8 protein-coding genes are annotated in these 13,103 nt (G+C 71.7%); 7 read left to right on the top strand and 1 reads right to left on the bottom strand.

Annotation, left to right across the window (positions count from 1 at the left end):
• Positions 1-357: 357 nt before the first annotated feature.
• From HZS56_RS28665 to HZS56_RS28690, 6 genes are all read left to right on the top strand, one after another.
• Positions 358-1,899, top strand: a complete 1,542-nt coding sequence (locus tag HZS56_RS28665; RefSeq protein WP_216723703.1) for a DUF4192 domain-containing protein — start codon at positions 358-360, stop codon at positions 1,897-1,899.
• A gap of 297 nt (positions 1,900-2,196) precedes the next feature.
• Positions 2,197-2,955: an NUDIX hydrolase gene (locus HZS56_RS28670; RefSeq protein WP_216723704.1), complete on the top strand. Its 759-nt coding sequence runs from the start codon at positions 2,197-2,199 to the stop codon at positions 2,953-2,955.
• A 142-nt stretch (positions 2,956-3,097) separates the two neighbouring features.
• The gene (locus tag HZS56_RS28675; protein ID WP_216723705.1) at positions 3,098-5,596 is read left to right on the top strand and encodes an ABC transporter ATP-binding protein; all 2,499 of its coding nucleotides are present in this window, start codon (positions 3,098-3,100) and stop codon (positions 5,594-5,596) included.
• A gap of 161 nt (positions 5,597-5,757) precedes the next feature.
• Complete coding sequence (gene whiH, locus HZS56_RS28680; RefSeq protein ID WP_216723706.1) at positions 5,758-6,645, top strand: sporulation transcriptional regulator WhiH; 888 nt, start codon at positions 5,758-5,760, stop codon at positions 6,643-6,645.
• A gap of 429 nt (positions 6,646-7,074) precedes the next feature.
• Entirely contained in the window at positions 7,075-8,622 is a 1,548-nt protein-coding gene (locus HZS56_RS28685) for an RNA polymerase sigma factor (protein WP_216723707.1), read from the top strand.
• A gap of 158 nt (positions 8,623-8,780) precedes the next feature.
• Positions 8,781-9,638 carry a S1 family peptidase gene (locus tag HZS56_RS28690; RefSeq protein ID WP_216723708.1) on the top strand — a complete coding sequence of 286 codons (858 nt, stop codon included), beginning with the start codon at positions 8,781-8,783 and terminating at the stop codon, positions 9,636-9,638.
• Between the two features lie 122 nt (positions 9,639-9,760).
• Here HZS56_RS28690 and HZS56_RS28695 read toward each other — a convergent pair whose 3' ends face one another.
• A complete protein-coding gene (locus tag HZS56_RS28695; RefSeq protein WP_007445070.1) occupies positions 9,761-9,991 on the bottom strand; it encodes a DUF7455 domain-containing protein in 231 nt (76 codons plus the stop codon).
• A gap of 441 nt (positions 9,992-10,432) precedes the next feature.
• Here HZS56_RS28695 and HZS56_RS28700 point away from each other — a divergent pair, with 441 nt between their 5' ends.
• Positions 10,433-12,556: a DNA gyrase/topoisomerase IV subunit B gene (locus tag HZS56_RS28700; protein WP_216723709.1), complete on the top strand. Its 2,124-nt coding sequence runs from the start codon at positions 10,433-10,435 to the stop codon at positions 12,554-12,556.
• Positions 12,557-13,103 lie beyond the last annotated feature (547 nt).

A 13,103-nucleotide genomic window follows, 5' to 3' on the forward strand; every position in this document is an offset into this window, starting at 1 on the left:
GGGACGGGACGGGGACGGGGACGGGCGAGCATGACAACCGGGCTGGACGGGGTGAGCCGGGACGCGCCGGAAAGGGCCCGCCGTCGTGTCTCACCGTCGTGCCTCACCGTGTCCCGTCGTGCGCCGCTGCGCACCGCCGGGACAGGCTCCTGAGGGAGGAACAGCGGCTCGGACACGGAGCGAGGCGCCGTCTCCCCTTGCAGCGTACGGTCACGGGGCGGTTGCGTGGCGCTCCGCAGGTGGCTGCGCGGCGGCTGTGCGGTGGCTGTGCGAGGGGCTGGGCCCGGGTGACGCGTCCCTGACCGGAGTTATCCACAGGGCAAAACGGAAGTTCGTGATTCGCGAGATCGTCGAGTCATGACGAACCACAACGACGCGACCGGTTCCTCGGAGAACGGCGACATGCCCTGCCCCGCGCAGCCCGCTCCACCAGCCTGTCACGAGGGCCCCGACGAACACCAGGTCACCCTGCGCACCCCTGCCGAACTCGCCGACGCCCTGCCCTACCTGCTGGGGTACCGCCCGGAGGACAGCATCGTCCTGGCGGCCCTGCGCGAAAGGGAGGGGCGCGGGCGTTTCGGCGGCCGGGCGAGGCTCGGCATCCCGCCCGACGCGGACGACTGGGTGGGCGCAGCCGCGCAGTTGGTCCACGGCCTGGTGACCGGCGGCGAGCGGCGCGGAGCCCGGCCCGAGCAGATCGTCGCCTACCTCTGTCAGGAACCGGCCCGCGGGGAGACCGGCCGAGATGTCATGGAGCGCCTGAGGCCGCTGGCCCAGCGGTTGCGGGTCGAGTGCGGCGCCCTCGACATCCCGGTGGTCGAAGCGCTGTGCATCTCGGCCGGGCGCTTCTGGTCCTACTGCTGCGACGAGGCGGCCTGCTGCCCGTCCGACGGCCTCCCCATGGGACTGCCGGGTACGTCGGTGCTGGCCGCGGCGGCCACCTACGCCGGTATCCAGGTGCGCGGTTCGCTGAGTGACCTGCATGCCCGGCTGCTGCCCCGGGAAGGCGCAGTGGCAGTCGAGCAGTCGGCCGCGCTGGACGCCGCCGCCACGACGCTGGTCTACCGGATCCTCGACGACGCCGGCCGCGCGGACGTGGCCGCGGAGACACTGATGGCGGCCGAGCGAGCCATGCGACGCCTCGCCGAGGCCCCGCCCGTGTCCGGAGTGCCGGCCGAGGATCTCCGCGACGACCAGCTGCTCGCTCACGACGAGGCGGCGACGCTGATCCTCGGTCTGCAGGACCGCACGACACGCGACCGCGCGGCCGCCTGGATGGAGGGCGACGAGGCGGCACCGGCACTGCGCCTGTGGCGGGCGCTCGCACGCCGCTGCGTCGGAGCGTACGGCGAGCACGCGGCGGCGCCGCTCACCCTCGCCGGATGGGTCGCCTGGTCCACCGGCGACGAACTGGAGGCCCGCGAGGCCTTGGCCATGGCACTCGGCGCCGATCGGGACTATCTCTTCGCCCGGCTCCTCCACCAGGCGTGCAACGAGGGCCTCGACCCCGAGTCGATCCGCCGCTGCCTGCGCGCGGAGCGTGCGGGGCGCGGGAGTGCTGATGCCGACGCTCCGGACGGTGTCCGGCAGGGCACCGCTTCCGTGGCGCGGAAGCCGGCCGCACCCGCATCGGTCCAGCAGCCCGGACCTCGCCGCCGCAAGCGGTCCCAGGGCACGTCCGGAGGTGTCCGCCGCCGGACGAGGGAGCAGGACGCCGGTCCTGCCGCGAAGATCGTGCGGCCCCGTACTCCGGTGGGCACCGACCGCCCCGGCGCCACACGGTCCGGCCGGACGCGTGCGCGCGTCACGGGATCGCACACCGCGGGTCGCCAGGGATCCCGCCTGGAGGGCACACGCGGGGGAGACTGCGGGACCGAAGGGGACGGTGAGCGCGCCTGAAGTCGACGGACGGTGGGGAACGGGGGTGAGGAACGGACGGTGAGGAACGGGGGGACAGGGGAAACAGGGGAAACAGGGGAGGGGCGAAGGCGGAAGAAGATTCTGACGGCGCGAGCGGCCGTCGTCGAGGAAACCGGACGCGTGGCGCAGTGCGCACCCCGCACCCGGGACCGGTCCGACGAGGTCGCACGCCGACACGGATGTGTCAGGCCGGGCGCCCCCGACCTCAGTGGATCGATACCCGGGGCGGCCGCCGAAGGGACTGTTTATCGTCAGGCAGACGACTATGATCACCGCATGCCCTACGACCCGTCAGCCTTTCCGCCCTTCGCCGTCACTGTGGACCTGGTCGTGCTGACCGTTCGCCGCCACTCCTTGTGCGCGTTGGCGGTGCGCAGGGGCGAGCCGCCCTTCCGGGGCCGCTGGGCCCTGCCCGGCGGCTTCGTACGGGAGGGCGAGGACCTGGCGCAGGCGGCGGCCCGGGAGCTGGCCGAGGAGACGGGGCTGTGCGTCCACGACCCGGCCGCGCCCGCCCAGGACAACGGCGCCCACCTGGAGCAGCTCGCGACGTACGGCGACCCCGGGCGCGACCCCCGGATGCGGGTGGTCAGCGTCGCCCACCTGGCGCTCGCGCCGGACCTGCCCGCGCCCCGGGCGGGCGGCGACGCCAGCAACGCCCGCTGGGCTGCGGTCGGGGAACTGCTGGAGCAGAGCGGCTACGGCCGTGCCGAGGAACCGGCGGCTCCACTCGCCTTCGATCACGCCCAGATCCTTGCCGACGGTGTGGAGAGGGCCCGCTCCAAGATCGAGTACTCGTCGCTGGCCACGGCCTTCTGCCCGCCCGAGTTCACCGTCGGCGAGCTGCGTCGCGTCTACGAAGCGGTGTGGAGCGTCGCGCTGGACCCGCGCAACTTCCACCGCAAGGTGACGGGCACACCGGGCTTCCTCGTGCCCACGGGAGGGACGACCACTCGCCAGGGCGGCCGCCCCGCTCAGCTCTTCCGCGCGGGCGGTGCGACCCTCCTCAACCCCCCGATGCTGCGTCCCGAGGTGTGACGCGGAGCCGGGCGGGACACCGGAGCGGAACGCGGGCAAGGGCGGACGGAGGCGGACGCGGGGCCGGCTACGGGTCGGCCCCTGAGCCCGGCGAGCAGGGCGATGACCGAAAAAACGGACATGGCGCGCTATCTTGCTGCGGGTGATCCAGGCCTTCGGACTGACCAGCAATCCCCGCAAGGAGCTTCCGCCCGCCGTCGACGACGTCTCCTTCGAGGCCCGGGCGGGCCGCGTCACCGCACTGCTCGGAGCACCGGGCGCGGGCAAGACGACCGTGCTCAGACTCATGCTCGAACTGCAGCACGGCCGCGGTCTCACCTACTTCAGAGGCCGCCCCCTGCACCGCATCGCCCACCCCTCGCGCGAGGTCGGCGTGCTGCTCGGAGACGTCCCGGGACACCCGTCGCGCACGGTGCGCGGCCACCTCCGCATGCTGTGCGCGGCGGCCGGGGTTCCGGTCCGGCGCGCCGACGAAGTCCTCGAGTCGGTCGGCCTCGTGAGCCTGCGCGACGAACGACTCGGCACCCTCTCCCGTGGAATGGACCGACGCCTTGGACTGGCCTGCGCGCTGGTTCCCGACCCGCACACCCTGGTCTTCGACGACCCCGCCGGTACGCTCTCCGCGCGCGAGGCCCGCTGGTTGCACGGCACCCTCCGCGCCCATGCCGCCCAGGGAGGCACCGTCCTGTTCAGCACGGCGGATCCCAAAGAGGCGGCGCGCACCGCCGACCACGTCGTCACCCTGGAACGCGGCAGGGTGGTCGCCGACCAGGAGGCGGCGGACTTCTCCCGGACCCGGCTGCGCCCACGCGTCGCCGTGCGCACCCCGCACGCGGCACGCCTCGCCGCCCTGCTGGCCAAGGAGGCCCGCGCCGCTCGTCGTTCCGTGGAGGTCGTGCCCGAGGGCGGCAATCGCCTCGCCGTGTACGGCAGTACGTGTGCCGACATCGGCGAGACGGCATTCCGCCACCGGATCCTCGTACACCAACTGGCAGACGAGATCGGCGACATGGGGCCCGGGGCCGGGCCGACGGCGGTGCCCCGGCACGACGACGCGCACGGCGGCCGGGCCCCCGCGCCCCGCAGGCCGGCCGGGACCCGCCCGTCGCCCACGGGCCCACCGCGCCCCACCGCCACAGCCACCCCCGCCTCGTCGACCGACCCGCCCGGGCCACCGGGCGACTGCACCCCACGGGCCGGTTCCCGAACCGGCGCGCAGACCGGCACGCAGGTCGACGGGCAGGCGGATCCGGACACCGGCGCGCAGGCGGGCACGGACACCGAGGCGCAGGCGGACACGGACGCCGAGGCGCAGGCCGGCCCACAGACCACCCCGTCGGCGTCTTCGGGGGAGGAGGGCCGCACCGTCCGCGCGGAGGAGTTGAGCGGGGCGGACGGGCATACGCCCCCTCCGGAGCCCGGCCCGGCCACCGCGCCCGGCGAAGCCGCCGCTCCCGCCCGCCTGACGGCGTCCGGCGACGCCGTCCGTGCCGACGACCTCGTCGCCTCCGGCGACTTGGCCGCTCCGGAACACCCCGCCGGGCCCGGTGAAGCCGTCGCCCGCGACCACGCCCCGGTCGACGGGTCACCCGGGGCAAGCGGCCGCCCCGCAGCCAGCCCCCCGGCGCCTGTCAGCGCACTCACCCCACCACCTGGCACCCCACCTGGCACCCCACCCGGCACTCCAGCCGAAACGCCGCCCCAGGCCCCGCCCGGCACCCTCCTCGCAGATGTCGCCCGCACTCCCTCATCCGGCTCTGCTGTGACGCGCCGCGCGCTTCGCCCGTTCGCCTCCCTCACTCCCGGGCCTCCCGCGGCGGAGCCCCGGGACGCGGCGGCCACGCTGCCGCCTCCCATCGCGGTCCGCTCCGCCCCGAGCCCCCTGCGCCCGCTGCGTTACGAGCTCCGCCGGGCGTTGGGCGTGAGCACCGCGTTCGTCACCGGTGCCCTGGTGCTCCTCGTCTCCGCCGTCACCGCGGTGGTCCTCGCCCGCGTCGGACACACCCCGCAGGCGCGGCTGCTCGCGGCCTGGCCGCGCGAACTGCCGTTGCCCCCCGCGGCGCTGGGCGCGGGGCTGCTCGGCGCGCTCGCCTTCGGCGACGAGTTCCGCCATCCCGCGCTGGCGGCGGACCGCGGCACCGTGCCGCGCAGGATGGGACTGCTGGCCGCCAAACTCGTCGTCTCCGCGGCCGTCGCCGTGCTGTTGGCCGCGCTCACGGTGGGAAGCAACGCGGAGCTGCTGCATCTCTTCTTCGGGCGGGAGGTCGCTGCGCTTCCCGCCGACTGGCCCGCGCTGAGTGCCGGCTGGTTCGGGCTCGTCGTCGGATGTGCCTGGGCCGGTGTACTCGCCGCGGGGGTCTTCCGGTCCGCCACCGCGGGGCTGGCCGCCGTGGTGGCCGTTCCGGTCGTCGTCGTCCCGCTCGTACAGAAGGTCTGGTCGGGCCCGTCCGTACGGACGGCGGCCGGCCTCCCTCTGCGGATGCGGGAGGTGCTCCTGACGCAGTGGCCCTTCGGTGGGGAGCGGTACGTGGTCGAGGTGCTGCGCATGGTCGCCCAACCGGTGGGCGGCGCACTGACGTTGTCCCTGACCACTCTGCTCTGCGCCTACCTGCTCATGACCCTGCGCAGCAGGGTCCGGTGACACCTGTCTCGCCCTTCCGGTCCGACCGTGTGCGCAACTCCCCGGGGAAAGCCCATTTCTTTCCGATAAGGCGTCAATTGCGACGGGGTGAGCGATCACCCTTTCGTGTGCTTTTCACCAAAGACCTCAAGGGAGTTGGGAAGGGCGCCGACAAAGGATGCGTGAGTACCCTTGCGCACACCATGATGACCGCCGCCCGCTCCGCCGACTCCGGCCTCGCGAACCCGGGCGAACTCGACCGCTATCCCTACGCGGAGACGCCCGCCGTCGACCGCGTCGGGGCACCCTCCTGGGAAGGGGTGGAGCCCGAGCTGGGCCGCGTGGGCCGGCGCGCCGCGGGCAACCGTGGCCGCGGGCTGCACGGGCAACTCGTCCAGCAGCTCGGCCAGATGATCGTTTCGGGTGACCTCGGTGCCGACCGTCCGCTGGTGCCCGAGGAGATCGGCCAGCGTTTCGAGGTGTCCCGCACCGTGGTGCGCGAGTCCCTCCGGGTGCTGGAGGCCAAGGGGCTGGTCAGTGCCCGTCCGAACGTCGGTACCCGCGTGCGCCCGGTCAGCGACTGGAACCTTCTGGACCCGGACATCATCGAATGGCGTGCCTTCGGTCCGCAGCGTGACGACCAGCGTCGCGAGCTGAGCGAGCTGCGCTGGACGATCGAGCCGCTGGCCGCGCGCCTGGCCGCCGGGCACGGGCGTGAGGAGGTTCAGCAGCGGCTGTCGGACATGGTCGGAATCATGGGGCATGCCATGGGGCAGGGTGACGCGCTCACCTTCTCGCGCGCCGATGCCGAATTCCACACGCTGCTGATCCAGGTCGCGGGCAACCGCATGCTGGACCACCTCTCGGGGATCGTCTCCGCCGCCCTTCAGGTCTCCGGCGGCCCGGTCACGGGCTGTGACCGTCCCAACGACGTCTCCCTGGCGCAGCACGGCAGGATCGTCGACGCCCTCGCCACGGGCGACGGTGCGGCGGCCGAGGCAGCCATGCGCCAACTTCTGACCGTCCACCCCGAGGTGGAACGCGTGGTGCCCGCCCCTCGCGAGCACTGACCGGGTTCTGCCCGACCGGCGCGGGCCGGACACGCCACTTCCCTCCGGTGGCAGTGCCCGCCCGTCCGCCGTCACCGCGGGCCCCGTGGAGTCCCTTCACGGGGCCCGCGGGGTCCTGCGGTCCGATGAGAGGCTGAGCCTCTCCGGTGCGGCCGGGTCGCACATTTCGTTGACCTTGTTTATCCGTGTATGACCGACTTTGATCGCTTACGGGGTGTGACTCGGGCCACGCGGATTGGGCGTAACGCTCGTGGGAACAACACGATGACCTAAGAGGTGACAGCCGCGGAGGGAATGCGGACGCCGTTCCCGGCGCTGTGTTTCTCCCGGCCCCCGCCCGCACCGTCGGCCCATTCCCAAGCCGGTGGTCGGCTCCTGTCCGCCCGGACGGGGCCGGAAGCCGTTTTTCAACGTTCCGAGAGGTTGTTCGTGTCGGCCAGCACATCCCGTACGCTCCCGCCGGAGATCGCCGAGTCCGTCTCTGTCATGGCGCTCATTGAGCGGGGAAAGGCTGAGGGGCAGATCGCCGGCGACGATGTGCGTCGGGCCTTCGAAGCTGACCAGATTCCGGCCACTCAGTGGAAGAACGTACTGCGCAGCCTCAACCAGATCCTCGAGGAAGAGGGTGTGACGCTGATGGTCAGTGCCGCAGAGCCCAAGCGCACCCGAAAGAGCGTCGCAGCGAAGAGTCCCGCCAAGCGCACCGCCACCAAGACCGTCGCGGCCAAGGCGGCGACCAGCAGGAAGGCCGCCGCTCCGGCCGCTCCTGCGGCCCCGGCGACGCAGCCCGCGGAGCCCGCCGCCGTCGAGGAGGAGGCGCCCGTCAAGAAGGCGGCCGCCAAGAAGACGACCACCAAGAAGGCCGCAGCGAAGAAGGCGACCGCCAAGAAGACGGCGGCCACCAAGAAGACCGCCGCCAAGAAGGAGGACGGCGAGCTCCTCGAGGACGAGGCGGTCGAGGAGCCGAAGGCCGCGACCGAGGAGCCCGAGGGCACGGAGAACGCGGGCTTCGTGCTGTCCGACGAGGACGAGGACGACGCCCCGGCCCAGCAGGTCGCCGCGGCCGGTGCCACCGCCGACCCGGTCAAGGACTACCTCAAGCAGATCGGCAAGGTCCCCCTGCTCAACGCCGAGCAGGAGGTCGAGCTCGCCAAGCGCATCGAGGCGGGTCTGTTCGCCGAGGACAAGCTGGCGAACTCCGACAAGCTGGCGCCCAAGCTCAAGCGCGAGCTGGAGATCATCGCCGAGGACGGCCGCCGCGCCAAGAACCACCTCCTGGAGGCCAACCTCCGTCTGGTGGTCTCCCTGGCCAAGCGCTACACCGGCCGCGGCATGCTCTTCCTGGACCTGATCCAGGAGGGCAACCTCGGTCTGATCCGAGCGGTGGAGAAGTTCGACTACACCAAGGGCTACAAGTTCTCCACGTACGCCACCTGGTGGATCCGTCAGGCGATCACCCGCGCGATGGCCGACCAGGCCCGCACCATCCGTATCCCGGTGCACATGGTCGAGGTCATCAACAAGCTCGCGCGCGTGCAGCGACAGATGCTCCAGGACCTGGGCCGCGAGCCCACCCCGGAGGAGCTGGCCAAGGAACTCGACATGACCCCGGAGAAGGTCATCGAGGTCCAGAAGTACGGACGCGAGCCCATCTCGCTGCACACCCCGCTCGGCGAGGACGGCGACAGCGAGTTCGGTGACCTGATCGAGGACTCCGAGGCGGTCGTCCCGGCCGACGCGGTCAGCTTCACCCTCCTGCAGGAGCAGCTGCACTCGGTACTCGACACCCTGTCCGAGCGTGAGGCGGGCGTCGTCTCCATGCGCTTCGGTCTCACCGACGGTCAGCCGAAGACCCTCGACGAGATCGGCAAGGTGTACGGCGTCACGCGCGAGCGCATCCGCCAGATCGAGTCGAAGACCATGTCCAAGCTGCGTCACCCGTCGCGCTCCCAGGTGCTGCGCGACTACCTCGACTAGGTCACGGCCGTATTCGCAGCCGTACCCACGGTCGTACGCGCGCGAAGGCCCGGTCCCCAGGTGCGGGGACCGGGCCTTCGCGTTGATCAGCGGGTGCGCGGTGCGGCGTACTGGATCACTCTGGGTGTCCCACGACCACCTAGGAGTGAGGAGCCTGCATGCGTCGCCTCTTTGCCCGGGCACTGGCCCGGCCGCTGGTCCTGGCGGCCGCGGCCACCGCGATACCGCTGGGATCCGCCACCGACGCGTCCGCCGACAGCATCGTCGTCGGCGGCTTTCCGGTCGACGTGTCCGACAGTCCGTGGACCGTCGCCCTGTCCAGCCGTGACCGGTTCGGAGGTACGCGGTCGGGGCAGTTCTGCGGCGGAGTGGCCGTCGGCCGGACCACCGTCCTCACGGCCGCCCACTGCCTGGGGGAAGAGGTGCTCGGGTCGCCGCCGGAGCAGGTCGACGACCTGAAGGTCATCGCGGGCCGGACGGATCTGCTCTCCGACCAGGGCCAGGAGGTCCCCGTCCGCTCCGTCTGGGTGAACCCGGAGCACGACGACGCCAGCAACGCGGGGGACTTCGCGGTACTCACCCTCTCCGAGGCCCTGCCCGCCGGCTCGGTCATAGGGATGGCCGGCGAGGGCGACCCGGCCTACACGCCACAGACGGGTGCGCTGGTCTACGGCTGGGGGGACACCTCGGGCGCCGGAGACTATGCGAACGGTCTGCGGGCGGCCCGGGTACGGGTGCTCTCCGACGCCTCCTGCGAACGGGCGTACCCGGGGAACGACGACGGGCACTACCTCTCCGCCACCATGCTCTGTGCCGGGCAGGAGGGCGGCGGCCGCGACGCGTGCCAGGGGGACAGCGGAGGGCCGCTGGTCGGCGGAGGTCGGCTCATCGGCCTGGTCTCCTGGGGGAGCGGCTGTGGACGTCCCGACAGTCCGGGCGTCTACACACGCGTCTCCTCGGTCCTGCGGACGCTGGGGTGGGACACCGCTGCCGCGCCGCAGCGCGAGGACTCCTGACGGCCCCTGGAAGCCCAGGAAGCCCTCAGAGCACGAGTACGGGCGGCTGCCTCCGGTGCGGAGGCGGCCGCCCGTTTCCCGGCCTGTGTGCCGGGTCGGCTCGTCGTCGGGGCGCGTAGGGTCTAGCGCTCTTCCTCGGCGGAGGATGCCGGAACGGCCGTGAGCCGCTCCGTCTCGTCCTGTATCTCAGCGGCGATCTTCTTGAGTTCCGGCTCGAACTTGCGGCCGTGGTGGGCGCAGAAGAGCAGTTCTCCGCCGCTCAGCAGGACGACGCGCAGGTATGCCTGGGCGCCGCAGCGGTCGCAGCGATCGGCGGCCGTCAGCGGGCTTGCGGAAGTCAGAACAGTAGTCACGTCGCCTCTTCTCTAGCTCGACGAGCTGTCGTACCAGGGTCAACATCCAACCAGCCCCAAAACGTTCCCGCTCGTGGCTTTTCCTCGAAAAAAAGTTTCCGAGGGGCCGGCTGCTGCCGATTGGCGGCGAATGTGCCGTATTGCGTGTCTGTGTGTCGTACGGGTTCGCGCAGTCGGTCAGTGTCAGTCCCGCCGGCTGGGTTGCCGGTTTGTTCATGAGGACGTGCCCGGAGCCTAAATGGTTCATGCGTCGAAGGGAACGTGATGTGTACTTCACCCCATCGAGGGATCGAACAGGTATGCGACCGTGGACTAGGGTGGGGCCGTGACGAGGGTGGCGTTACAACGGCTCTACCAGGCCTCGGTACCCTCTGACCGGTGAACAGAGCCGCGCCCTTACCCAGCGGGGCCCCATCTGAAATTCAGCGAGGAGCGAACCGCGTGACCGCCGAGACATCCGTGCCGTCCACTGCGCTGCTGGCAGGAGCAGACCGGGACGGATCCAACTACACCGCGCGGCATCTGCTCGTCCTCGAGGGGCTCGAGGCCGTACGCAAGCGCCCGGGCATGTACATCGGGTCCACCGACAGCCGTGGTCTGATGCACTGCCTGTGGGAGATCATCGACAACTCCGTCGACGAGGCCCTGGGCGGTTACTGCGACCACATCGAAGTGATCCTCCACGACGACGGCTCGGTGGAGGTCCGGGACAACGGCCGGGGCATTCCCGTCGACGTCGAGCCCAAGACCGGACTCTCCGGGGTCGAGGTCGTCATGACCAAGCTGCACGCCGGCGGCAAGTTCGGCGGCGGCGCCTACGCCGCCTCGGGCGGTCTGCACGGCGTCGGCGCCTCCGTGGTGAACGCCCTCTCCGCCCGCCTGGACATCGAGGTCGACCTCGGTGGGCACACCCACGCCATCAGCTTCCGGCGCGGGGTTCCGGGCGCGTTCGCCGGGGCGGGCCCGGACGCCAAGTTCGACGCCGGGAGCGGTCTGCGCAAGACCAAGAAGGTCCCCAAGAGCCGCCGCGGCACGCGTGTGCGGTACTGGGCCGACCGGCAGATCTTCCTCAAGGACGCCAAGCTCTCCCTGGACACGCTGCACCAGCGGGCCCGCCAGACGGCGTTCCTGGTGCCGGGACTGACCATCGTCGTCCGTGACGAGTTCGGTCTCGGTGACGGCGGCAGCAAGGGTGAGGAGTCGTTCCGCTTCGACGGCGGCATCAGCGAGTTCTGCGAGTTCCTGGCCAGCGACAGGCCCGTCTGCGACGTCCTCCGCTTCAGCGGACAGGGATCCTTCAAGGAGACGGTTCCGGTCCTGGACGAGAGCGGTCAGATGACGCCCACCGAGGTCACGCGCGACCTCGGTGTCGACGTCGCGATGCGCTGGGGCACCGGTTACGACACCACCCTCAGGTCGTTCGTCAACATCATCGCCACGCCCAAGGGCGGCACCCACGTCGCCGGATTCGAGCAGGCGGTCGCGAAGACGATGAACGAGGTGCTGCGGACCAAGAAGCTCCTGCGCGTCGCCGAGGACGACATCGTCAAGGACGACGCCCTGGAGGGGCTCACCGCGGTGGTCACGGTCCGCCTCGCCGAGCCGCAGTTCGAGGGCCAGACCAAGGAGGTCCTCGGCACCTCGGCGGCCCGCCGGGTCGTGAACAACGTGATCACCAAGGAACTCAAGGCGTTCCTGACCTCCACCAAGCGTGACGCGGCCCAGCAGGCCCGGGTGGTCATGGAGAAGGCCGTCGCCGCGGCCCGTACCCGCATCGCCGCCCGCCAGCACAAGGACGCCCAGCGTCGCAAGACGGCCCTGGAGTCCTCGTCGCTGCCCGCGAAACTCGCCGACTGCCGCAGCGACGACGTCGACCGCAGCGAGCTGTTCATCGTCGAGGGCGACTCCGCGCTGGGCACCGCGAAGCTGGCCCGCAACTCCGAGTTCCAGGCGCTCCTGCCGATCCGCGGCAAGATCCTCAACGTCCAGAAGTCGTCCGTGACCGACATGCTGAAGAACGCCGAGTGCGGGGCGATCATCCAGGTCATAGGAGCGGGCTCGGGCCGTACCTTCGACATCGACACGGCCCGTTACGGCAAGATCATCATGATGACCGACGCCGATGTCGACGGCTCCCACATCCGCACCCTGCTCCTGACCCTCTTCCACCGCTACATGCGGCCCATGGTCGAAGCGGGCCGGGTCTTCGCCGCGGTGCCGCCGCTGCACCGCATCGAGCTCGTCCAGCCGAAGAAGGGACAGGACAAGTACGTCTACACGTACTCGGACCGTGAGCTGCGCGACAAGCTCATGGAGTTCCAGAGCAGGAACATCCGGTACAAGGACTCCATCCAGCGCTACAAGGGCCTGGGCGAGATGGACGCCGACCAGCTGGCGGAGACCACCATGGACCCGCGTCGCCGCACCCTGCGCCGGATCAACCTCACCGATCTGGAGTCCGCCGAGCAGGTCTTCGACCTGCTGATGGGCAACGACGTCGCCCCCCGCAAGGAGTTCATCTCGAACTCGGCAGCCACCCTGGACCGGTCGCGCATCGACGCCTGACCGATTCCGCACTCCGCCCGCGAACCGGGCCCGGTCGACGACCGGGCCCGGTTCCGGCGTCCTGGAGGACCGCCCTCCTGCGGGTGCGTGCCGTCCGACGCCCCGGTGCCTCTCCGGAGTGGCGGTTCCTGTTCGCTGCCTCTGTCTGTCGCCCTGGCTGTCCCTGGGGCTGTGCCTGCGCCCCGTGTCCGTGCCTGCGCCACGCCCGTGCCCGCATGACGGCTCGCTGCCGGCTTCTGCACCCCTGGGTGGAGAAGCCGCCGCTGAGGACTCCACCCGTGATCCACCCTGGCTCCGATCCCATGACCTCGACGTTTCCGTAGATTCGGTGGTGTGGGGGGGGGGCCCCCCCCCCCCCCCCCCCCCCCCACCGCCCCGGGGGGCCGGGGGGGGGGGGGGGGGGGGGGGGGGGGTGGGGGGGGGGGGGGGGGGGGGGGGGGGCTGGGGGCGGGGGGGGGGGGGGGGGGGGGGGGGGGGGGGGGGGGGGGGGGGGGGGGGGGGGGGCGCGCGGGGGGGGGGGGCGCGGGGGGCGGGAGGACGGGGCCCC

The sequence above is a fragment of the Streptomyces mayonensis genome, assembly GCF_018982965.1.
Lineage (GTDB): Bacteria > Actinomycetota > Actinomycetes > Streptomycetales > Streptomycetaceae > Streptomyces > Streptomyces mayonensis.

Coding starts and splice junctions, on each gene's coding strand:
- HZS56_RS28665 (WP_216723703.1), top strand. CDS start 358: ATGACGAACCACAACGACGCGACCGGTTCCTCGGAGAACGGCGACATG.
- HZS56_RS28670 (WP_216723704.1), top strand. CDS start 2,197: ATGCCCTACGACCCGTCAGCCTTTCCGCCCTTCGCCGTCACTGTGGAC.
- HZS56_RS28690 (WP_216723708.1), top strand. CDS start 8,781: ATGCGTCGCCTCTTTGCCCGGGCACTGGCCCGGCCGCTGGTCCTGGCG.